Here is a 22,486-nt window from a genome sequence, read left to right as displayed (position 1 = left end):
GGTGACCTCACTCGTGGATGAAGCCACTCAGCTTGCTTTCGATGTTCCGCGGGTTTTCCCCTTCCGCAATGGCGATAAGACCTTCCATCAGCATTTGCTGGTGTTGCGAACGGTTCTGAATAATCGACTTCAACTTGTTGGCCACCGGCAGGAACAGCAGGTTGGCCGAGGCAATGCCGTAGATCGTGGCGACAAAGGCCGCCGCGATGCCCGCCCCCAGCTTGCTCGGATCCGCGAGGTTCTGCATCACTGCCATCAGGCCCATCACCGCGCCGACAATCCCCAGGGTCGGGGCATAGATCCCCATGCTCTCGAAGATCTTCGCGCCCTGCAGGTCGAAGTGCTCGCGGTTGTCGAGGTCGGCCTCCATGATCTGGCGAATGGTCTGCGGTTCACTACCGTCCACCAGCAGTTGCAGCCCCTTGCGGGCAAAGCCGTCGGTCTCCTCGTCGGCCAGCGTCTCCAGGCCTAGCAGGCCTTCCTTGCGCGCGACATGCGACCACTCGACGATCTGCTCGACCGTCGCGCGATTGTCGACCTTCGGTGGCTTGAAGGCCCACGGCAGGATGCGCATACCGTGCATGAACACCGACAGCCGTGCCTGCACCAGGGTCGCCCCCAGGGTTCCCAGCACCACGATCAGGAAGGCCGCGGCATTCCACAGCGCGCCCAGGCCACTGCCCTTGGCAATGCTGCCGCCGAGAACCGCCACCAGCCCCAGGGTAATCCCGATGAGGCTCAGGATATCCATGTCAGCAGAACCCCTTCACCAGTGCGGGCCCGATTTCGGGCAGCGGGTACACATGATCGGACAGGCCGGCCTCGGCCACTGCCGCCGGCATCCCGTACACCACGCAGGTCGCCGCATCCTGCGACCACACCTGCGCACCGGCGCCCTTCAGCGCCCGCGTGCCTTCGCGGCCATCGGCGCCCATGCCGGTAAGGATCACGGCAAGCACCTGCCCGCGCAGCGCCTCCACAGCGGAACCGAAGGCCGCATCCACGCTCGGCTTGTAGATGGTGCCCAGAGGGCTCTCCGCAATTCGCACATGCGTCTGGCTGCCGCGTTCCAGGGTCATCTGCATCCCGCCCGGCGCCAGCAGCGCCACGCCCGGTTTCAGCACGTCGCCGTCCTTCGCCTGACGGACTTCGATATTGCACATGGCGTTCAGGCGTTCGGCGAAGGCCGGGGTAAAACTGGCGGGCATGTGTTGCACCAGCAGGATCGGCAGCGGGAAATTCGCCGGGAGCGGCTTCAGCACCTCCTGCAGCGCCACCGGACCGCCGGTGGAGGTACCAATCAGCACCGCGCGCAACTGCCGCAGCGGCGTCGGCGGCCGGGAACTGGCAACCGCCGGAGCCGGCTTGCGCGCATCGGCCGCCGCCTGACGGTCCGTCTCTTCGCGGCGCGCGGACGGACGGGCTTCCCGCGCAGGCGTGGTCGTGCCCGGGGCACTAACGGAACGCGCCCGGCTGCGTGACAACGAGCGCACACGGCGCCGAAGCAGCATGCGTGCGCTGTCCTCGTCCCCGGCCATGTCGCTGAAGCGCTTGGGAAGGAAGTCCACCGCACCGGCCTCCAGCGCATCCAGGGTCGCCTGGGCTCCCTCGGTGGTGAGACTGGAGAACATCAGGATCGGAAGCGGGCGCTCGGCCATGATCTTGCGCACCGCGGTGATGCCGTCCATCACCGGCATCTCGATATCCATGGTCACGACATCGGGATCGAGCTCCCGGACCTTGGCGATCGCCTGCTCGCCATTCTCGGCCGAACCCACGACCTCGATGCCGGAATCGGAATCCAGGATCTCGGCGATACGCCGACGAAAGAACCCCGAGTCGTCAACCACCAGAACCCTGATCGGCATCCTCAGCCCTCGCTCGAGCGCGACGCGCGGCGCGGTCGACCGGACATTTGCAGTTGCCGCATCAGGATCGTCACCAGATCAGAGACGTCGAGGATCAGGGCGATGCCGCCATCTCCGGTGATCGTCGCTCCCGCCAGGCCCTTCACACCTTGCAGATTCTGGCCGAGCGGCTTGATGACCACCTCTTCCTGCCCCACGAGATCATCCACTACCAGCCCTACCTTGCGGTCGGCGGTGTGGACCACCACCACGTGCGCATCCTTGCGCGGCTCGGGCTCGTGCCCCGGCTTCAACCAGCGCTTGAGGTAATGAACAGGCAGGGCGTGCTTGCGCACCATGATGACTTCCTGGTCATCCACGTAATTCGTCTTGGTCAAATCCAGATCCAGGATCTCGGAGACCGAAGCCAGCGGGATCGCAAAACGCCGGCCGTCCAGAATCACCATCAGCGCGGGCAGGATCGCCAGGGTCAGGGGCAGCTTCACCCGCAGCGTGGTCCCTACCCCGATCTCGGAATCGATCTCGATGGTGCCGTTGAGCTGCGAGATCTTGGTCTTGACCACGTCCATGCCAACCCCGCGGCCGGAGACGTCCGAGATCTCGGTCTTGGTGGAGAATCCGGCCATGAAGATCACGTTGAAGGCCTCGCGATCGGTCATGCGTTCGGCCATCGCGGGCTCCATCAGCCCCTTCTCCACCACCTTCCGACGCAGGGCCTGTGGGTCCATGCCACCGCCGTCGTCCTTGATCAGCAGTGCGATGTGATCGCCCTCCTGGGCCGCTCCGAGCACGACCGTACCCTTGCGCGGCTTGCCCGCCGCCTCGCGCACATCGGGCGTCTCGATGCCATGGTCCACAGCATTCCGCACCAGATGCACCAGCGGATCGGACAGGGCCTCGACCAGATTCTTGTCGAGGTCGGTTTCCTCGCCGAAGATCTCCAGTTCGATCTCCTTGCCCAGATTCCGCGACAGATCGCGGATCACTCGAGGGAAGCGATTGAAGACCTTCTTCACCGGCTGCATGCGGGTCTTCATCACCGAGGTCTGCAGGTCGGAGGTCACCAGTGCCAGCGAACTGATCGCCTTGCCCAGTTCGTCGTCGACATGCTGCGAACGCAGCATGCTCAGCCGGTTTCGCACCAGAACCAGCTCGCCCACCAGGTTCATGATCTCGTCCAGCCGCTCGGTATCCACACGCACGGAGGTCTCGCCCTGTGGAGCCGGGCGCCCCCCGGCCTCGGCCCCGCCGGCGCGGGCACCACCACCGCCCTGCCCACCGGCGGCAGCCGGCTCCGGCGTTACTGCTTTTTCCGGCTCGGACGCCGCGGCCGCGGGCTCGGTCGGCAGTGGATCCGCAGGGGCGTCCGCAGCCGGTTCGGGCGATGCCGGACCCCCGCCCTTGGCCTGCAACTCGTCCAACAAATTCTCGAACTCGTCGTCGCTGATCAGATCACCGCCCGAATCCTCGCTGGCCCCGGCGCCGCCCGACACGGCCGCGTCCACGGGTGCCGGGGCACCGTCACCATGCAACGTATCCAGCAGGGCCTCGAACTCGTCGTCCGTGATCTCCTCCCCGCCGCCCACCATGGCGTCGCCGGGGGCCGAGGCCTGTGGCTCGGGGACGGGCTCCGGTTCAGGCGCGGGCGCCGCCGAGGCGGTATCTCCGGCCACGTCTTCGTTTTTTGCCATGCGCCGCAGGTCCTCGACCACCGCGGCATCGGCGGGGGTCGGGTCCACTCCGGAGCGCAGATCCCCGAACATGACGTTCAGGGAGTCCAGTACGCGGAGCATGGTGTCCATCAGATGGCTATCGGCACGGCGTTCGCCGTTGCGCAGCAGATTGAAGACGTCCTCGGCGTGATGACACACCGTCACCAGCGGATCCAGGCTCAAGAACCCGGCGCCCCCCTTGATGGTATGGAAGCTTCGAAAGACCGCATTCAACAGATCCCGGTCGTCCGGATTCTGTTCCAGGTCGATGAGTTGCTCGTTGAGCCCCTCCAGCAGTTCCCCGGCCTCGATCAGGAAGTCCTGAAGGATTTCGTCATTGGGGTCGATGGCCATTCAGTCTCTCCGGTCCCGTGGCGCCAGTCGTATGGGAGGCACTGCTAGAAGCCCAGGCTTGATAGCAGATCGTCCACCTCGTCCTGTCCTTGAACGACATCTGCGCTGGAATCTTGAGTCTTGGGCACACTGGGGCCGTGGCCCTTGCGGTCCGCCTCGCGGTCTTCTTCGCCACGCTCCAGGGACGCTTCGGCCGCTTCGACCTGCTCCATGCGCCCGCTGGAGAGCCGAATCAGGGTAACGAGGTTCTCTTCGAGGTCGGTCACCAGCTGGATCACCCGGCGAATCACCTGGCCGGTAATGTCCTGATAACTTTGTGCCATCAACACCTCGGAGAGCAGCCGCCGCAATTCCTCGGCGTCCTCGCCCGCCTGCCCGAAAAAGCTGTCCAGCTCACGCGCGAAATCGCGGAATTCGTCCACCGAGAGCTGCCGGTTGCGAAAGCGCGTCCATTTGGCGGTCAAGTCGGCCGCCTGCTGGCTGAACGACTCCGCGATCGGCAGGCTCGACTCGATGGCGCCCATCGTGGCGTGCGCGGCCTGCTCGGTCATGGTGACCACGTAGTTCAGGCGTTCCTTCGCATCCGGGATCTCCGCCTGGGTCAGCTCTACCAGACGCGAGTCGCCACGGAAACTCTGCAAGGCCTCGTGAAGGTCGCGCGTCAGCTTGCCCAGTTCGTCGAAGAGCTCGCGGTCGTAAGGACGCGCTAGATCCTGCACCAGCGCGCGTGCCGCCGCGTCGTCGCCCGCCTCGAGCGTCTGCACCAGTTGCCGGGCCAGCTCGAGCTGGCCGTCGCGTGGGGGGTGTTCCTGTTCAGTCATGAGGAGCCTCTTGCTGGTACGGCGCCGAAGGAGCCGGGTCACGTCCACCCGCGCAAGCGAGACGGACGTCGTCCGTATTCATCGCTGGGCGATGCTTAGCCCTGTGCTTCAATACGTTCGAAGATCTTGTCGATCTTTTCCTTCAGCGTTTCGGCGGTAAACGGCTTGACCACGTAACCGTTCACACCTGCCTCCGCAGCCTCCACGATCTGGTCGCGCTTGGCCTCGGCCGTCACCATCAGCACCGGCATCGACTTCAGGTTGGCATCCGCCCGGACGGCCTTCAGCAGGTCGATGCCCGGCATGTTGGGCATGTTCCAGTCGGTAATCAGGAAGTCGAAGTCACCATTTTGCAGCATCGGCAGCGCGGTGCTGCCATCGTCGGCTTCCTGCGTATTATTGAAGCCAAGATCGCGCAAGAGGTTCTTGATAATGCGCCGCATCGTGGAAAAATCGTCCACGATGAGAATTTTCATTCCCTTGTCCACACGTCACTCCGGGATTCATAAGGTGAGTTTTAGAATAACTGCAAAGCCGTGCCGTCTTCGAGCCACGACCCCATGCGCGCGCGCAGCCGGATGACCGCCTGGCTGCGAATCTGGCTCACGCGCGACTCGGTCACGCCCAGAACAGCCCCGATCTCGCGCAGATTCAGTTCTTCGGTGTAATACAGCGACAGCACCAGGCGTTCGCGTTCAGGCAGATCCCCAAGGGCCTCGGCCAACTCCTCGCGAAACTCGCCAGCCTCAAGGCTACGCGACGGAGAGACTTCCTGCCCCTCGATCACGCGATCGGCCCCGTCATCCCCGCCACCCAGATCGTCCAGCGCAAACAGATGGGCCCCGGCGTGGTCCTTGAGCATGTCGTAATAGTCATCGATCGCCACGTCCAGCTCGGCCGCCACCTCGCTCCCACGTGCCGCACGCCCCTCGCGGGCCTCGACACTCTGGATCGCGGCGGCAATACGCCGGCTGTTGCGATGCACCGAACGCGGCGTCCAGTCACTGCGACGCAATTCGTCGATCATCGCACCGCGGATGCGGATTCCGGCGTAGGTGGCAAAGGTCGCCCCCTGCCCGCCCTCGAACTGCCGCGCCGCCTCCAGAAGGCCGATCATGCCGGCCTGGATCAGATCATCGACCTGGACCGAGGCCGGCAGACGGGCCATCAGGTGGTGCGCGATGCGATGCACCAGTTCAACGTGATCGGCAATCAACTTCTCGTGTCCACCGGTCGCGGTGGACGTCGCCTGGTAGCCGGAAAGTCGATTACGCGTCGTCATCATGCACTCTGCAGCATTCGTTCCACGAAGAACCCGACGCCCCCGTGGTCACCCCCACCAACCGGCCAGCGGTCCACCGTGCGTGCCAGTTCGGCAAACGCCTTGCCGGCCGGACTGCCGGGATACTGCTGAACCACCGGTGCCCTTTTCTGCACGGACTTGCGCAGATGTTCGTCCATCGGGATATAGCCGGCCAGATCCAGGACCACCTCCGGCAGGTAATTGCCACAGACGGTATTGAGTTTCTGCATCAGCCGCTCCGCACCCTCGCGTCCGCTGACCATGTTGGTGACCATGCGGAAACGCCGCAGCCCGTGGTCACGATGCAGCACCTTGATCAGGGCATAGGCATCGGTAATCGAAGCCGGCTCGTCGCAGACCACCACCAGGGTCTCCTGTACCGCCCGGCAGAACGAAGTCACCGACTCCTGCAGGCCTGCAGCGGTATCCACGATCAGGACATCCAGCGGCTTGCGGTAGGCGCTGAAGGCATGGATCAGCCCCGCGTGCTCGGCCGGCGTAAGATTCGCCATCGCCGCGATACCGGAGGCCGACGGGACCACCTTCACCCCGTCCGGCCCCTGAACCAGGACATCGTCCAGGCTGTCCACCGCGCCGGTCACCAGGTCGTGCAGGGTGCGCTCCGGGCGCATCCCGAGCAACAGGTCCACGTTGGCCAGGCCCAGATCCGCATCGAACAGCATCACCTCGCGGCCCAACCGGGCCAGGCCGACCGCCAGATTGACCGACACGTTGGTCTTGCCCACGCCGCCCTTGCCCGAGGCGACCGCAATGACCTTCAACGGCTTGTTAGTGCGTGGCATAACGCCCCTTTCCAACCGGCTGAATCAGTTCCAGTGTGGCCGGCTCGGCCCCCTGCGCCGGGCGCAGCGGCGAGCGCGAGCGTCGCGGCGGTTCCATTTCGGCCAGCCGTTCGGCGGCCCAGGTCTCGCGGGCATTGCCACCCGCCCGCGCGCCGTCCGCGTCGTCGTCCAGCGCCAGACGGGTCAGATACCCCGTATCGACCCGGTGAAAATCCTCGGCGATGCGCTGGCCATCGCTTACAAACCCAAGCCCCAGGTGCTGGTCCAGCAGGACCGACAGGACCTCGCCCAGCTGTTCTGCCTCGTCCAGCTTGGTCAGCACCAGCGCCGAGGGATCCGCCTTGCGAAACGCGTCCAGCACCCGCCGCAAGGTACTGCCCTGGGTCGTGGCCGACACAACCAACCAGCTCTCGGCACGGATATCCGGCGGCAGATGCGCGAACAGCGACTCCTCCTCCACCGCGCGCGGCGCCTGCCCGGCGGTATCCACCAGGATCAGGTGGCCATCGTCCGCGCGCCGCGCCAGATCGCGCAGTTCGCGCGCATTCTGCAGCACGCGCACCGAGATCCCCGCCATCTGCGCAAAGGCTTGCAGCTGCCGTGTGGCACCGATGCGCTGGCTATCCAGGGTCACCAGCGTAACCGAATCCGGTCCCATCCGACGGATCTGGCGCAACGCGATCCGTGCCAGCGTGGTGGTCTTGCCGACACCGGTCGGCCCCACCATCGCCAGCAGCCCGCCCTCGTCCAGGATCGCCGGGCGATGCGTGGCAATCGCACCCGAAAGCCGCGCGCGGAGACGCTCCCAAGCCTGCTCGGGGGAGCTGTCATCGAGGATGCTGCCCGCCAGGCTGCGGGCCAGCGATTCACTGAAGCCGCGGTCGATCAGGCGGACCTTGCATTCTGCCGCCAGCGGATGACGGGCCGCCCAGCGAGCCTCGTCACTCTCCGCATACTGACGCGTCATCAGGCTGCGCAGGTCACGCAACTCCTGGCGCATCGCAGTGAGTTCGGGATCGGCCGGCCAGGAAGGCGCCGCCGAATTCGGGGCGCGGTCGGCGGTTCGCGCCTCGCGGGCCGGCTTTGCGGCCTCCGGCTCGCGCACCGGCTCCGAGGACTCGCCATCCTCCAGGGCGGCGACCACCTCCAACCAGCCATCCACCCGGCGACTGGAGAGGATCACGGCATCCTCTCCCTGTTGTTCGCGCACCTGACGCATGGCGTCGCGCATGTCCCGGGCCCGATATCGTCTGACATTCATGCTTTGATCTCCTGCGCCGCTCACGCGGCGGAACCCCTATGTCTCATGCGGACTGCTTCGCCGTTTCTTCCTGACCGACCGTGGCCACTACCCGAATCCGCCGGTTGTCGGGGATCTCGGTAAACGCCAGGACGGTCAGGCTGCGAACCGCGCCGCGCAACCAGCCGGCAATCCAGGAACGGATCTCCGGTGCCACCACCAGGATCGCCGCTTGGCCGGCTGTCTCCTGGCGCCGCGCCGCGTCCGCAACCGAACGCTGCAACCGTTCCGCCAGCCCGGGCTCCAGTCCAACCGTGCCACCCGAGCTGCCCTGCAGGGACTTATGCAAGAGCTGTTCCAGCGATGGGTCCAGGGCAATCAGTGGCAACTCATCCTCCGGTCCCACAAGGTCCTGGACGATGGAACGCGACAGCGCGACGCGCACCGCTGCGGTCAAAGTGCCGGGATCCTGACTCTTCACCCCGTCGTCTGCCAGGGTTTCGGCGATCGTGCGCAGGTCGCGGATCGAGACCTGCTCGGCCAGCAGGTTCTGCAACACCTTCAGCACGATCGAAAGCGACAGGGTCTTGGGCACGAGGTTCTCCACCAGCTTCGGCGAATGCCGCGCCAGCTGATCCAGCAGGTGCTGTGCCTCCTCGTGCCCGATCAGGCGATGGGCGTTCTCGCGGAACACCTGCGACAGATGCGTCGCAATCACCGTGGAGCAGTCGACCACGGTATAGCCGGCGCCCTGGGCCTGGTCGCGATCCGACGGGTCGATCCACAAGGCATCCAGGTTGAAGGTCGGGTCCTTGGTCGGGGTGCCCGGCACGGTGCCGAAGACCTCGCCCGGATTGATCGCCAGTTCGCGATCGGGAAACACCTCGGCCTCCGCCACAGTGACGCCCAGCAGGCTGATCCGATAGGCGTTCGGGCTCAGCTCCAGGTTGTCGCGGATGTGCACCGGCTGCAGCAGGAACCCGAGCTCCTGCGACAGCTTGCGGCGCACGCCCTTGATCCGCCCCATCAACTGACCGTCCTGGGTACGGTCCACCAGCGGGATCAGGCGGTAGCCGACCTCGAGGGAGACCAAGTCCACCGGCGGGACATCTTCCCAGGTCAGGTCGCGATCCTCCGAACGAGCCCCGCCTTCGTCTTCCTGCGGGATGCGCTCCACTTCCACCTCGGCCTCGCGGCTCCGGCGCTTGAGCAGGTAGGCCCAGCCAAAGATCAGCGCCGCAAGCCCCAGGAACACGGCGTTGGGCATGCCCGGCACGACGCCCAGCGCGCCGATCACGCCACCGGCGACGTACAGGACCCGCGGGTTGGAGAACATCTGCCCGTACACCTGCTGGCCCATGTCCTGGCTGCTGGTCACGCGGGTCACGATGATCGCGGTGGCGGAGGACAGCACCAGCGACGGGATCTGGGCAACGATGCCGTCGCCGATGGTCAGCAACACGTAGTTGGTCGCGGCATCGCCGATCGACATGCCGTGCTGCACCGCACCGATGGTGAGCCCGCCGATGATGTTTACGAACAGGATCAGGATCCCCGCGATGGCATCGCCGCGGACGAACTTGGAGGCACCGTCCATGGAGCCGTAGAAGTCCGCCTCGCTGGCAATCTCCTCGCGGCGCTTGCGCGCCTCTTCCTGAGTCAGGATGCCGGCGTTCAGGTCGGCGTCGATCGCCATCTGCTTGCCGGGCATGGAGTCCAGGGTAAAGCGGGCGCTGACCTCGGACACACGCCCGGCCCCCTTGGTCACCACCACGAAGTTGATGATGATCAGGATCGCGAACACCACCAGCCCCACGGTGTAGTTGCCGCCGACCACGAAGTCGCCGAAGGCCTGGATGACCTTGCCGGCGGCATCCGTGCCGGTGTGGCCTTCCAGCAGGATCACGCGGGTGGAGGCGATGTTCAGCGCCAGGCGCAGCAGCGTGGCGACCAGCAACACCGTCGGGAAGACCGCGAATTCCAGCGGCCGCGGGGTGTACACCGCGACCATGATCACCACCAGCGACAGCGCGATATTGAAGGTGAACAGCACATCCAGCGCCAGCGGCGGCAGCGGCAGCACCATCATCGAGAGCATCGCGATCAGCAGGATCGGCGCCCCCAGCCCCCACTTGCCCACGTTACCCAGACGGTCAAAGAAGGCCATTAGCGATCCCTCCGCGGGCCGCGTTGCTTGTCAGGATCGAGATAGTCCTCGGGTACTGGGAGGTCATCCGGCATCTGCGCGTCGGCATCGGCCCGCTTGAGCTGGTAGACGTACGCCAGGATGCGGGCCACGGCCACGAACAGCCCGTTGGGCACTTCCTGGTTCAGATCGGTGGTGAAGTAGATGGCGCGGGCCACGCGCGGGGCCTCGACGCGGATGATCGCGTGTTCGTCCCCGACTGCACGGATCGAGGCGGCCACCTCGTCGACGCCCTTGGCCACCACCTTCGGTGCCGCCATGCGCGAGGCCTCGTAGACGATAGCCACGGCGTAGTGGGTCGGGTTGGTGATGATCACGTCGGCCTTGGGGACCTCTTCCATCATTCGCCGCTGCGCCATCTCCTGCTGCAACTGACGGATCTTCTGCTTGACCTCTGGCTTGCCGTCGGTCTCCTTGTACTCGTCCTTGACCTCCTGCCGGGTCATGCGCAGTTGCTTCTGGTGATTCCACATCTGGAACGGCGCATCAATGGCGGCGACCACGATCAGGGCCGCCGAGACCGCGATGAAGGTTCCCAGAACCAGCTGGGCGGCATGGATGATGCCCTGATGAACAGGCTCGTAACCGAGCATCAGCAGCCGGTCGGAGAAGGTGGCCAGCACGGCGACCGCGACACTGCTGATCAGTACGAACTTGGCGAAGGTCTTGCCGAACTCCATCAGCCCCTGCCAGGAGAAGATTCGCTTGAGGCCCTTCCCGGGATTCAGCTTGGAGACCTTGGGCGCGGCGGCCTTCCAGGAAAAATTGGCGCCGCCGATCACGATCGGCGCGAGTACCGCGGCCACCACCAGTACGCCGAACAGAGGGAACAGGGTCCGCAGGGTGCGGAAAATCTCGTCGGCCAGATACGGCAATAACAGCGACGAGTCGTAGGCCATTTCGCGTTCGAAATCCAGGCGACTGCTCATCTGTTCAGTAAGTTGCGCCCCCATGTTCGGGCCGTACATCAGCAGGAAGCTCCCGCCCGCCATCAGCACCAGAAAGGTGCTCAGCTCGCGCGAGCGCGGGACCTGCCCCTTCTCCTTCGCCTCGCGCAGGCGTTTCGGAGTGGGCTCTTCGCTTTTTTCCTGTCCGCTTTCGTTCTCGGCCATTTCAGAAGCCCATCCGGGTCTGCATCAGGTTGAAGGCCTCGAACATCAGTTCGCCAAAACGTTCCGGCAGGCCCGGCAGGATCAACATCATCAGCACGAACCCGATCAGGATCATCATCGGGAAACCCACCGCGAAGATGTTGAGCTGCGGGGACGCGCGGGTGATGACCCCCATGGAGATATTCACCAACAGGAGCGACGCAACCGCCGGCAATGCCACCAGCACCGCGCCCACAAACATCGTGGAGCCGAAGGCCACCAGGGCGTAGAAGGCCTCGGCGTTCAGACCGGTCGGGGCGATCGGCATGGTCTCGAAGCTGGTCAACATCAGCTCCAGAGCAATCAGATGGCCGTTCATTGCGAGGAACAGCAGGGTCGAGAAGATGACGAAAATGGTGGAGACCACCGGGACCTGCACCCCCTGGGCCGGATCCATGATGGAGGCAAAACCCAGGCCCATACCCAGTGCGACCACCTCGCCCGCCTGGGTCACGGCCGAGAACACCATCTGCAGAATGAACCCCATGAACACGCCGATCGCGACCTGGTGCAGGGTGACCAGCACGCCCTCAAGGCTCAACGGATCGATATCCGGCAGGACCGGGCCCTGCATGGCCACAAAGATCGCCAGCAACAGCGCCAGCCCCATGCGCACCCGCGCATTGACCGTATCCGCGCCGAAGATCGGCATGGCGACGAGCATGGCGCCAATGCGGGCGAACGGCCACAGGACCGCCCCCACCCACAGCACCAGCTGTTCCGCCGCCAGGGCCATGCCTACCCCACCATCCCCGGCGCACTCTCGTAGAGGCGCTCGGTGTAGTCGATCAACAACGCCAGCATCCAGTGCCCGCTGATCAGCAGCGCCGCGAACATCGCCAGCAGCTTGGGGATGAACGACAGGGTCATTTCCTGTATCTGGGTCGCTGCCTGCAGCATCCCGATGGTCAGACCCACGGCCAGCGCCGTCAGCAGCGGCGGCGCGGCCAGCAGGACCACCACGGTTAGTGTCTCGCGACCGATATCCACAACGAGTTCGGGTGTCATCGCGCTCTCCTACACGAAGAAACTGGTGGCAAGGGTGTTCATCATCAGCGCCCAGCCGTCCACCAGAACGAACAGCATCACCTTGAACGGCAGCGAGATAATCAGCGGGGAGAGCATCACCATCCCCATCGACATCAGGACCGAGGCCACCACCAGGTCGATGATCAGGAACGGGATCAGGATCAGGAAGCCAATCTGGAATGCGGTCTTGAGCTCGCTGGTAATGAACGCCGGCACCAGCAGGTTCAACGGGATGTCATCCGCCTCTTCGAATCCGTCGATCCCGTTGATCTCGGCAAACATCGCGATATCGCTTTCACGGGTATGCATCAACATGAACTCGCGCAACGGCTGCACCCCCGCCTCGATCACCTCCTCTGTCCCGATCTCCTCGTTCACGTAGGGCACAAACGCGGTCTCGTAGATTTCGTCGAGCACCGGGGCCATCACGAACAGGGTCAGGAAAAAGGCCAAACCGATCAGGATCTGGTTCGAGGGTGTCTGGGTCGTGCCCAAGCCCTGGCGCAGGATCGCCAACACCACAATGATCCGGGTGAAGGACGTCATCATGATCAGGATCGACGGCAGCAGGGTGAGCAGCGTCATCAACAGGATGATCTGCAGCGTGACCGAGTAGGTCTCGCCCCCGTCTCCGTTGGTGGTCACAGTCAGGGCCTCGATGCCCTGCGCCACCTGGGCACCGGCGAGCCCCGGCAGGAGCAGCAGGCCCAGTGCCAGCGCGAACCGCAGGAACAGCGCCATCACGACTGCCCCCGCTCGCTGCTACCGGGCGGAGCCCGGCGGGTCACGGCGCGCTTGAGTGCGCTGGAGAAATCCGGCGTCTCCCCGGCCGGCGCCACCACCGGCTCGCGCATCGTGTGCAGGGTGCGCATGCCGGAGGGCGCCACGCCCACCAGCACCTGTTCATCGCCCACCTGAACCAGCACCAGACGCTCGCGCGTGCCCACCGAACGTGCCGCGACGATCTCGATCACCTGCGAGCCGCGGTTCAGTCCGCCCTGGGTCCGGCGCAGGATCCAGCCCAGCACCACAATGGCACCGATCACCAGTACCAGACCGCCGATTAGCTGGGTCAGATAGGCCGCGGCCCCGCCACTGCCACCCTCCGCAAGGGCAGTCAATGGCCAGAGGGTCCCCGTGACGGCCGCCAGGACGAGGGCCGAACTGCGCGTATTACGTGGATTCATGGCTATTTGAGCTTGCGGATGCGCTCACTGGGGCTGATCACATCGGTCAGCCGGATCCCGAACTTCTCGTTGACCACCACGACCTCGCCATGCGCGATCAGCGTGCCATTCACCAGCACGTCCAGCGGCTCCCCGGCCAGACGGTCCAGTTCCACCACCGAGCCCTGGTTCAGCTGCAGCAGGTTGCGGATCGGGATCCGCGTGCGGCCGATCTCCATGGCGATCGTCACTGGAACGTCCAGCACCATCTCCAGATTCATCTCCTCGCCGTCGCCCTGCACCACCCCCGAGAGTTGTTCGGGCTGCAGGGCCTCCGCGGACGAATCGGGCTGGTGCTTGCGCTCCTTTTTCTCGGACTTCGGCGTCTGCTTCGCTGCGGTCGCGTCATCACCTCCCCCCGCAGCAGCCCCGCCTTGCGCGGCGTTCAGCAACTCATCGGGATCAGCCGCGTCTTCGCCGTCGTCATCCTTCTGCTCGGCCAGGGCCGCCGCCCACTCATCCGCCAGCGCCTGGTCATCGCTGCCGCCTTCGGTGTCGGCCATGGTTTCAGCGCCCGCGGTATCTTCATCCACGGCCGGGGTGTCCTGTTTGGGATCGTCGGTGTCAGCCATGCTGCGCCCTCTATCGTTTGATAATGCGTTCCGAAACCTGGATCGCATTCATGCCATTGGATACGCCGAACTTCCCGCGGAACATCGGGATGTCTTCGACCTGCAAGGTGATCTTCTCGGGGAGGTCCACCGGAATGATGTCGCCCGGCTGGATATCCAGCAGCTCGCGCACGGTGACCTCGGTCTCCGCCAGCATGGAGCTGATCTCGACCTCGGCGGTCTGGATCTCCTCCTGCAGCGCGTGCATCCAGCGCTGGTCCACATCGGAGCGATCCGACTGGATGCCGGTATCCAGCTGTTCGCGGATCGGCTCGATCATCGAGTACGGCAGGGTCACGTGCAGATTGCCGCCGCCCCCGTCGAGCTCGATGTGGAACTCGCTGATAACCACGATTTCGGTCGGCGAGACGATGTTCGCGAACTGTGGGTTGACCTCGGAGTTCAGGAACTCGAACTTGAGCTCCATCACCGGCTGCCAGGCCTTCTGCATATCCTCGAAGGCCCCCTCCAGCACGCCGTGGACGACCTTCATCTCCATCGGGGTGAAGTCTCGTCCCTCGATGCGGGTGTAGTAGCGTCCGTCGCCACCGAAAAAGTTGTCGACCAGGATGAACACCAGCTTGGGATCGAACACGAACAAGCCGGTGCCATGCAGTGGATGCGCCCGCACCAGATTGAGGCTGGTGGGGACAAACAGCGAGTGCATGTACTCGGAGAACTTGGTGATACGGGTGCCGACCACCGAGATCTCGGCCGAACGACGCAGTACATTGAACAGACGGACCCGGAGCTGACGCGCAAAGCGCTCGTTGATCATCTCCAGCGTGGGCATGCGCCCACGGACGATGCGATCCTGCGTGGCAAAGTTGAATTCCCGCGCCTGACCGTCACTCGGATACGGGTCTTCGGTCTCGACGTCGCCCTCGTCCACACCATGCAGGAGGGCATCGATCTCGTCCTGGCTGAGGATATCCGTCTGCGCCATAACGGGGCTCCTACTGCATCACCAGTTCGTTGAACAACACGGCCTCGACCGCGTCCGGCGCATCCCGCGAGCGCAGAATCTCGCGGATTGCTTCCTTCAGCTCCTCCGCCAGCGATTCCTTGCCATCACGCGTATTCAGATCCTCGTAACGCTGTTCCGCCAGGATGCCCAGGATGTCGTTGCGGATCGCCGGCATATGCCGCTCGAACGCCTCGATCACCGGCGCCTCGTGGGTCACCAGGCTCACCTCGGCACGCAGATACCGGATGCGTCCCGGCGCTTCGATGTTGACAGTCATCGGCTCCAGGCTGGTGTAGAAGCGCTCGGGCGGGCCTTCCACCACCTGTTCGGCAGCCTCGTCGCCCGCAACCAGGAAGAACCAGGCCGCAGCGGCCCCGCCGCCCACCAACAGAATCACGATCAGCAGCAGCACAAGCAGCTTGCCCATGCCGCCCTTCTTCGGGGTGCCGCCTTCTTCGTCGTCCAGATTGACTTCCTTCTTCGCCATGTCGCACCCGCTGTCCGGTAAACCGAGGATTTGATCTCGGAAAAGACCTTAGCAAGGCAGATGCCAGCATTGGCTTTCTATCGATTTATCCGATAGTTAGCGACCAGTACTGAAGGGGAAGGAAGGACACTTCGGGGGAAGGAACGGGCGATAACGTCAAGAATCGGCCGCCCGCCGCGCGGGAAAGACGGATTCTTGGCGGCACTCATGGAAGATCGCTACGACAGAGAAAGACGCCCGATGGGGCAGGTCACGGATACCGCCGGCCGCCCATCGGATATCGCAAGACAAGACCGAGCCCGCGCCGGGCTCGCCTCAGGCAAACAGATCCAGGCGCCGATTCAGCATCGAGAGCGTGCTGCCGCCATTCTCGTTGTCTTCGGCCTCGTCCAGTTCCGAATCTGTCCCGGCGGCGGCCTGGCGCTCATCCTGCTCGGCCTGCTCCTCGGCCGCCTGGTCGGAGACGGTCGCGTCCTCGAGCATCAGCCCGCTCTCGGCGAGGCTGTCGCGCAAGCGCGGCATGGCCGCCTCCAGCACCTCGCGGGTCACCGGATTGGCACTAATGAACTGGATGCTTGTGCGGTCACCCTCGACCAGCACCCGAATATCCAGACTGCCCAGCTGCGGGGGATGCAGCTTGAGCTCGGTTCGTCCACCCTGTGCCTGGGCGAGCATGCGCACCTGATCGGCCAGCTCGCGGGCCCCATTGGGCTGCTGCAGGAGCCGGGTCAGGTCCAGTCGCGGCAACGCGCGTGCAGCGTCCGCCCCCTCGGCCTGGCCACCGGCGAGAGCCGGCAGGACGCCCCCCAGGGGATCGGTACGCCCCCGACGCGACTCGTCCCCGCCCTGGGTCATCCACTGGGCGAGGACATCGAGCACACCGTCCCGCGACAGCCCGCCCTGCGCGCCCAGCAGTTCGGGCTTCAGTGCGGCCAGGCCGTCGCGCCCGCCTGCCGCCTGGCTCGCCTCGACAAACAGGCGCATGACGGCTGCAGGCAGGGGCTTGACCGGCAACGCCTGGCCCTCGGTACCCCCGCGGCCAGAGGCGCCCGCCTCCCCACGGGCGGCGTCCATGCGCCCCGGTTCCTGCACTCCCGCCATCAGGCTGGCGACCGGCAAGCCCTTGCCACCCGCCTCGTCGCCCGCGGCGAAACCCTGCCCGTCGAGTAGATCCTGCAACCGCGCCAGCATGGCTTCCAGATCAAGGCCTTCCAGCTCGTCCCCGGGCACGCCCAGGTTCGCCAACAAGGCCTCCATCTGCGGCTCCAGAACCGCGAGGAACCCCTCGCCGTCCTTCCCTTTCAGCCCCTTCAGGCCGTCCAGGTCCTGCAGCGATGCCTCGCCGCCCAGCAATTGCAGCAGCGGCAGCATGCCCTGACCGGTGTTCTGTGTCGCGATCATCTCCGAATCCTCGGTGTGCCGGGCGGATCCCCGGGCCCTTGCCCTAATCGATAGTCACGGTCCATTCAAGAACTTTGCCAACGCGACGCTTCCTCGCGCGCATGAGCCTGCCGCGTGGCCCACAAATCCTGTTCGGTCTGCTGGCGCCGGGCGCCGTGTTGCGCCGTCTCGGCCTTCCGGCGTTGCAGCAGCTTTTCCAGCGACAGGCTGTTGCGGTGGCGCTCCAGCCACTCCTGGCGCGCGGTCTCCACCTGCGACTCCGCGGCCTGAATGCGCAGATCCTGTTGCTCCAGCGCCGAGCGCAACTGGTCGCGCATGCCCGCCAACCACTTGAGGGCGTTGGCGTCATCCGGAAGGGTCGCCTGCAGATACTCGCGCTGATAGGTTTCCAGGCGATCGCGCTGACCGGCAATGCCATCCAGTTGCTGCAGACGTTCACCCAACTGGCGGGTGGCCTCGCTCTCCTCGATCCGGCGCAGGCGCAACAGTCGTTCCAGGCGCTTCGGGTTCATGCCGCCCCGCCAACCAGCGCCAGCAGGTCATCCCGCGCCCGGTCAAAGCCGACGGCCTCTTCGCGACCCTGCGCCAGATACGCCTCGAGGCGCTCGTGCATCGCCACTGCCTCGTCCAGATGCGGGTCGGCACCCTTGCGATAGGCCCCGACCGCGATCAGATCGCGGTTCTGCATATAGGTGGCGGAAAGGCCGCGGAAGCGTCGCGCCGCCCGCTCGTGTTCCGGCGAGATCAGCGACGACATCACGCGCGAGACCGATGCACCGACGTCGATCGCCGGGTAGCGCCCGGTCTCTGCCACCTCGCGCGACAGCACGACATGGCCGTCCAGGATCGCGCGCGCGGCGTCCACGATCGGATCGTTCTGGTCATCGCCCTCGGCGAGCACGGTATAGAAGGCGGTAATCGAGCCGCCCCCTACGTCGCCGTTGCCAGCGCGCTCCACCAGTTGCGGCAGGCGCGCAAATACCGATGCCGCATACCCCTTGGAGGCCGGCGGCTCGCCGATCGCCATCGCGATCTCGCGGGCGCCCTGGGCAAAGCGGGTCAGGGAGTCCATCAGCAACAGCACGTGCAGGCCCTGGTCGCGGAAATGCTCCGCCACCGCAGTGGCCACCCAGGCCCCGTGCTGACGCAGCAGCGGCGACTGGTCGGCCGGCACCGCGACCACCACCGTGCGCGTGCGCGATTCCTCGTCGAGAATCTCGTGGATGAACTCGTTCACTTCCCGACCGCGCTCGCCGATCAGTCCGACCACGATCACGTCCGCCGTCGTGTTGCGCGTCATCATCCCCAGCAGCACACTCTTGCCGACCCCGGATCCGGCGAACAGACCGAGGCGCTGACCACGACCCACCGACAGCAGACCATTGATTGCCCGGATGCCAACATCCAGCGGCTCACGTACCGGTGCGCGTTGCAGCGGGTTGATCGGCCGCCCGGCCAACAGCCCAAACTCATGGGTACGGATTGGGCCTTTTCCGTCCAGCGGCTGCCCGTTGGCATCGATCACGCGGCCCAGCAACCCCTCCCCGACCGGAATCTGACGCTGGTTGTCCAGCGGTTCGATGCGCGCGCCGGGCGTCAGGCCCGCCGCGATCTCCTCGGGCATCAGGAACGTGCGTTCATTCTGGAAACCGACGACCTCGGCCGGCACCGTGTCTCCGTTCTCGCCGTGGATCAGCGCACGCCCCCCAATGGGCAAGCGCAGGCCTTCCGCCTCCAGCGTCAGGCCGGTCAGGCGCGACAGGTGACCCTCCGACTGCGGTGGGTTGACCCGCTCGACCCGCCCGCGCGACTGCTGCAAACGATCCAACAAGCCACTACTCAGTCGTTCCCGGCCCTTGCGGCGCACCTCGTCAATCGGGGTACTCATGAATCCTCCGGGGCCGCGCTGTCCACGGAAGTGGCGGACTGGTGATCTTCCTCGTCGGGTGCGCTGTCCATCTCCGGATACTCCCCATCCCAGAGGGCTTCCACGGCGTGCTGCAGACGCCGTTCGAGACTTGCATCGACGCTCGCCGCGCCCGATTCGAGACGGCAGCCGCCGCGCGCCAGGCCCGCGTCCGGGACCCAGGTGATGCGCGCATCCGCCCGCTCACCATAGGCCTCCACCAGCGCCTGGTCCTCCGGGTTCAAGTGCACCCGAACCTCCTGGTTGCGCCCGGGAAGCTGGGCCAATGCCCCCTCCAGGACCGTCCGGATCTGCTCCGGTCGCGTCTCCAGCTCGCTCTGGACGACCTTGCGTGCAAGCGCCGTCACCAGCGCCAACAACTCCGGCTCCAGGGCATCGGCGGCATCCGCCAGGGGATCAGCAAGGCCGCCGGCCACGGATTCCAGCATGGCGACCGTCTCGCGCAGTTTCTTGTCCTCGCGCGCCCGGGTGGCCTTCTCGGCCTCTTTCTTGCCAAGCTCATGCCCCTCGGCATAACCGCCCTCGAACCCGTTCTTGCGGGCTTCGTCCTCGATCTCCTCGATCTCGGCGGCCGTCGGCAGGCGACGCGGGGGATGGACCCCATTGTCACCAATCTCCGGCGGCTCCCAGAGCGATGCCGCCGCGTCGGTGTAAAGCCTGGCCGCCGGGCCATCGGTCACAACATCGCCTCGCTACCACCGCCACCCAGGACGATATCGCCGTTCTCCGCGAGCCGGCGGGCCACGGACAGGATCTCCTTCTGCGCACCCTCGACCTCGCTGACCCGGACCGGGCCCTTGGCCTCGAGGTCCTCGCGCAGCATCTCGGCCGCGCGCTTGGACATGTTGCGGAAGATCTTGTCCTTCATGTCGTCGTCGGCACCCTTCATCGCAAGCACCAGCGATTCCGTCTGGATCTCGCGCATCAGCGTCTGGATACCGCGGTCGTCGATCTCCACCAGGTTCTCGAACACGAACATCTCTTCCTCGATCCGCGAACCCAGATCGGAATCGGACTCCTTGATCGTATCCATGATCTCCGCCTCCCGTGAGCCCTCCATCAAGTTCATGATGTTGGCCGCCGAACGCACGCCACCCAGCATCGACGTCTTGCTCGCGGCATTGCCGGAAAGCTGACGGTCGAGGATCTCGTCCAGCTCCTGCAGGGCCTGGGGCTGGACGCCATCCATGGTCGCAATGCGCATCACGATGTCGGACTGCACCCGCGCGGGCAGGTACTGCAGGGTGTCCGACGCCTGGTCGGAGTCGAGGTGGGAAAGCACAATCGCCACGATCTGCGGGTGCTCGTTGCGCAGCATGTCGGCGATCGCCCGCGGGTCCAGCCACTTGAGGGCCTCGATCCCCTTGGAATTGCGTCCGAGCAGGATGCGGTCGATCAGGCCCGAGGCCTTGTCACCCAGCGCGCTCTCCATGACGCTGCGCACGTACTCGTCGGCACCCACCCCCAGCGCCGTCTGTTCCTGCACGTGAGTGGAGAACTCGTGCAGCGCCGCGTTCACGTCACTGCGCGAAATGCGGTCCATGGAGGCCATCGCGGTGCCAATCTTCTGCACCTCCTTGGGCCCCATGTGGCGCATGACCTCGGCCGCCGCGTCCTCGCCGAGGCTCATCATGAACACGGCGGCGCGCTCGGCACCTTCCTGTTTGGCGTTCTTGTCAGCGGCCATCGTCACCCAACCACGTCTTCATCACCTGTGCCACGCGCTTGGGGTCCTCGCGGACCATCTCGCGCACCGCCTCCAGATCCATCTCCTGCTGGTCCGGCCCCTTGGGGCCAGTCAGCGCAGCCACGGCCGAACCCTCACCCTGACCCATCGCCATGCCCGTCTCGCTGCCGCCTGACTCGTCGGTCAGCGCCTCGCGATCTTCCTCGCGCCGCGGCGGCGGAGCCGGCCGCTTCATCAGATGTTTCATCGCCGGACGCACCACCGTCAACAGGATAATCAGAGCTAGCAGCAATGCCGCCACGATCTTGACCACCTCGAGGAACCAGGGTTGTTCCCAGAACGCAATTTCGTCCGCCGCCACCGCCTCGATGGGCGCTTCGAACGGGGCGGTCACTACATTGATCGTATCCCCCCGTTCGGCATTGAATCCTACCGCCTCGCGCACCAGCGCCTCGATGCGTTGCAGTTCCTCCGCATCCCTCGCCACCTGCACGGTCTCGCCGTCCTCGTTGACCTCCTGGCGGAAGTCCACCACCACGGCCGTGGACACGCGCTGCACGCCGCCCGGCATTTCGCGGATATGGTTGATGCGGCGATCCACCTCGTAGTTGCGGGTGATATTGGTGCTGCGGCTGCCCGGGAGCGCCGCGGGCGGGCCATCACCCTCCTCGCCTTCCTCGCCGACAACCCCACCGGCGGGCGGCTGGTTAGTCAGCGCCCCGGGGACACCCCCGATACCGCCCTCGGGTCCGGTGCGCTCGTCCTCGCGGGTCTGCTCGGACCGCAGGGCAATCGTCTCGGGATCGTACAGTTCCTCGGTGCGCTCGACGCTCGAGAAGTCGATGTCCGCGTTCACCTGCACCCGTACCTTGTCGCGCCCGACGATCGGAATCAGCAGGTCACGGATACGGTCGGTATAGCGGGTCTCCACGTCGCGGGTGAAACTCAGGCGGTCGCCACTACCACCCATGCCCGTCTCGCCGCCATCCTGGGTCAGGAGCGTCCCACTTTGGTCCACCACAGTGACCCGATCAGGATCCAGATCAGAGGTGCTGGACGCGACCAGGTGCACGATCGCACCGACCTGCGACTCGCTCAGGGACCGCCCACCGCGCAGGTGCACGACCACCGACGCGCTGGCCGGGCGCCGATCACGCACGAACACCGACTGCTCACCCTCGGCAATGTGCACACGCGCCCGGTCCACTGCATTCAGCGATGCCACAGTACGCGCCAGTTCGCCCTCCATCGCCCGATGGTGGCGCGCCCCCTCGATCATCCGGCTCGTACCCAGGCCGGTATCCTCCTGCAGCAGCTCGAAGCCCATGTCGCCGGAACGTGGCAGGCCTTCGCCGGCCAGCTGCAGTCGCGCGCCCGCCACCTCGCCCTGGGGCACCTTCACCTGCCCCGTCGTGGAATCGACCTGATACTGGATACCGGCCTGCGAAAGGACTTGCACGACCTCCGCCGCATCCTCCGCATCCATGCGCGGAAACAGCGGTACGTAGGTCGGCCGCAGCGCCCAGTACAGCAGCGCCACAATCACCACAATGGCACCCGCCAGCATCCCGATCAGGGCAAGCTGGCGGCCCGCAGGCATCCCGTTAAACTCCTTGATCCCGCCGGTCACCACCGCGGGCAGGGATTGTGCATTTTCGGCCATCGTCCGTTCTCTCCCTCAGCCCGATCGGCC

Annotated in this window: 22 protein-coding genes and 1 pseudogene; all 23 read right to left on the bottom strand. The window is 65.5% G+C overall.

All coding sequences use genetic code 11. The annotated features are described in order from the left end of the window. Window positions 1-7 precede the first annotated feature (7 nt). The gene (locus D579_RS0106100; protein WP_018145737.1) at window positions 8-751 is read right to left on the bottom strand and encodes a flagellar motor protein; all 744 of its coding nucleotides are present in this window, start codon (window positions 749-751) and stop codon (window positions 8-10) included. Window position 752: 1 nt separating this feature from the next. Further along, on the bottom strand, window positions 753-1,868 hold the full coding sequence (locus D579_RS0106095; protein ID WP_018951419.1) for a chemotaxis response regulator protein-glutamate methylesterase: 1,116 nt from the start codon (window positions 1,866-1,868) through the stop codon (window positions 753-755). 2 nt (window positions 1,869-1,870) lie between these two features. Then, the gene (locus D579_RS0106090) at window positions 1,871-3,934 is read right to left on the bottom strand and encodes a chemotaxis protein CheA (RefSeq protein WP_018951418.1); all 2,064 of its coding nucleotides are present in this window, start codon (window positions 3,932-3,934) and stop codon (window positions 1,871-1,873) included. Window positions 3,935-3,978: 44 nt separating this feature from the next. Further along, a complete protein-coding gene (locus D579_RS0106085) occupies window positions 3,979-4,755 on the bottom strand; it encodes a protein phosphatase CheZ (RefSeq protein WP_018145740.1) in 777 nt (258 codons plus the stop codon). 95 nt (window positions 4,756-4,850) lie between these two features. Further along, the gene (cheY, locus tag D579_RS0106080) at window positions 4,851-5,231 is read right to left on the bottom strand and encodes a chemotaxis response regulator CheY (protein ID WP_018145741.1); all 381 of its coding nucleotides are present in this window, start codon (window positions 5,229-5,231) and stop codon (window positions 4,851-4,853) included. 41 nt (window positions 5,232-5,272) lie between these two features. Next, window positions 5,273-6,040: an RNA polymerase sigma factor FliA gene (locus D579_RS0106075; protein ID WP_018951417.1), complete on the bottom strand. Its 768-nt coding sequence runs from the start codon at window positions 6,038-6,040 to the stop codon at window positions 5,273-5,275. Beyond that, the gene (locus D579_RS0106070; protein WP_018937629.1) at window positions 6,037-6,861 is read right to left on the bottom strand and encodes a MinD/ParA family protein; all 825 of its coding nucleotides are present in this window, start codon (window positions 6,859-6,861) and stop codon (window positions 6,037-6,039) included. Before D579_RS0106070 ends, D579_RS0106075 begins: the two co-directional genes overlap by 4 nt. A 168-nt stretch (window positions 6,862-7,029) precedes the next feature. Beyond that, window positions 7,030-8,122, bottom strand: a pseudogene (gene flhF, locus D579_RS0106065) (flagellar biosynthesis protein FlhF); the annotation flags it as partial. A 43-nt stretch (window positions 8,123-8,165) separates the two neighbouring features. Continuing rightward, window positions 8,166-10,268, bottom strand: coding sequence for a flagellar biosynthesis protein FlhA (gene flhA / locus D579_RS0106060; RefSeq protein WP_018951414.1), 2,103 nt, complete (start codon window positions 10,266-10,268; stop codon window positions 8,166-8,168). After that, entirely contained in the window at window positions 10,268-11,419 is a 1,152-nt protein-coding gene (gene flhB / locus D579_RS0106055) for a flagellar biosynthesis protein FlhB (protein ID WP_018937632.1), read from the bottom strand. Before flhB ends, flhA begins: the two co-directional genes overlap by 1 nt. 1 nt (window position 11,420) lies before the next feature. Next, complete coding sequence (gene fliR / locus D579_RS0106050) at window positions 11,421-12,194, bottom strand: flagellar biosynthetic protein FliR (protein WP_018937633.1); 774 nt, start codon at window positions 12,192-12,194, stop codon at window positions 11,421-11,423. Window positions 12,195-12,196: 2 nt separating this feature from the next. Continuing rightward, window positions 12,197-12,466, bottom strand: coding sequence for a flagellar biosynthesis protein FliQ (gene fliQ / locus D579_RS0106045; RefSeq protein WP_018937634.1), 270 nt, complete (start codon window positions 12,464-12,466; stop codon window positions 12,197-12,199). A 9-nt stretch (window positions 12,467-12,475) separates the two neighbouring features. After that, on the bottom strand, window positions 12,476-13,228 hold the full coding sequence (gene fliP / locus D579_RS0106040; protein WP_018145749.1) for a flagellar type III secretion system pore protein FliP: 753 nt from the start codon (window positions 13,226-13,228) through the stop codon (window positions 12,476-12,478). Further along, a complete protein-coding gene (fliO, locus tag D579_RS0106035) occupies window positions 13,228-13,674 on the bottom strand; it encodes a flagellar biosynthetic protein FliO (protein WP_018145750.1) in 447 nt (148 codons plus the stop codon). Before fliO ends, fliP begins: the two co-directional genes overlap by 1 nt. A gap of 2 nt (window positions 13,675-13,676) precedes the next feature. After that, window positions 13,677-14,285: a flagellar motor switch protein FliN gene (fliN, locus tag D579_RS0106030; protein ID WP_018937635.1), complete on the bottom strand. Its 609-nt coding sequence runs from the start codon at window positions 14,283-14,285 to the stop codon at window positions 13,677-13,679. Between the two features lie 10 nt (window positions 14,286-14,295). Continuing rightward, on the bottom strand, window positions 14,296-15,270 hold the full coding sequence (gene fliM / locus D579_RS0106025) for a flagellar motor switch protein FliM (protein ID WP_018169722.1): 975 nt from the start codon (window positions 15,268-15,270) through the stop codon (window positions 14,296-14,298). Window positions 15,271-15,280: 10 nt separating this feature from the next. Then, the gene (fliL, locus tag D579_RS0106020; RefSeq protein ID WP_018145753.1) at window positions 15,281-15,778 is read right to left on the bottom strand and encodes a flagellar basal body-associated protein FliL; all 498 of its coding nucleotides are present in this window, start codon (window positions 15,776-15,778) and stop codon (window positions 15,281-15,283) included. Between the two features lie 315 nt (window positions 15,779-16,093). Next, window positions 16,094-17,179: a flagellar hook-length control protein FliK gene (locus D579_RS0106015; protein ID WP_018951413.1), complete on the bottom strand. Its 1,086-nt coding sequence runs from the start codon at window positions 17,177-17,179 to the stop codon at window positions 16,094-16,096. Window positions 17,180-17,244: 65 nt separating this feature from the next. Then, a complete protein-coding gene (locus D579_RS0106010) occupies window positions 17,245-17,691 on the bottom strand; it encodes a flagellar export protein FliJ (protein ID WP_018951412.1) in 447 nt (148 codons plus the stop codon). Beyond that, a complete protein-coding gene (locus D579_RS0106005; RefSeq protein ID WP_018951411.1) occupies window positions 17,688-19,067 on the bottom strand; it encodes a FliI/YscN family ATPase in 1,380 nt (459 codons plus the stop codon). Before D579_RS0106005 ends, D579_RS0106010 begins: the two co-directional genes overlap by 4 nt. Next, entirely contained in the window at window positions 19,064-19,786 is a 723-nt protein-coding gene (locus tag D579_RS0106000) for a FliH/SctL family protein (protein ID WP_018951410.1), read from the bottom strand. Before D579_RS0106000 ends, D579_RS0106005 begins: the two co-directional genes overlap by 4 nt. Continuing rightward, window positions 19,783-20,793: a flagellar motor switch protein FliG gene (gene fliG, locus D579_RS0105995; RefSeq protein WP_018145758.1), complete on the bottom strand. Its 1,011-nt coding sequence runs from the start codon at window positions 20,791-20,793 to the stop codon at window positions 19,783-19,785. The genes D579_RS0106000 and fliG overlap by 4 nt, the downstream gene beginning before the upstream one ends. Then, window positions 20,783-22,456 (bottom strand): flagellar basal-body MS-ring/collar protein FliF, encoded by a 1,674-nt coding sequence (gene fliF / locus D579_RS0105990; RefSeq protein WP_018951409.1) that lies wholly within the window; start codon window positions 22,454-22,456, stop codon window positions 20,783-20,785. Before fliF ends, fliG begins: the two co-directional genes overlap by 11 nt. Window positions 22,457-22,486 lie beyond the last annotated feature (30 nt).

This window comes from Thioalkalivibrio sp. AKL12, assembly GCF_000377925.1.
GTDB classification, from domain to species: domain Bacteria; phylum Pseudomonadota; class Gammaproteobacteria; order Ectothiorhodospirales; family Ectothiorhodospiraceae; genus Thioalkalivibrio; species Thioalkalivibrio versutus.
This window is presented reverse-complemented; position numbering and strand designations above follow the sequence as displayed.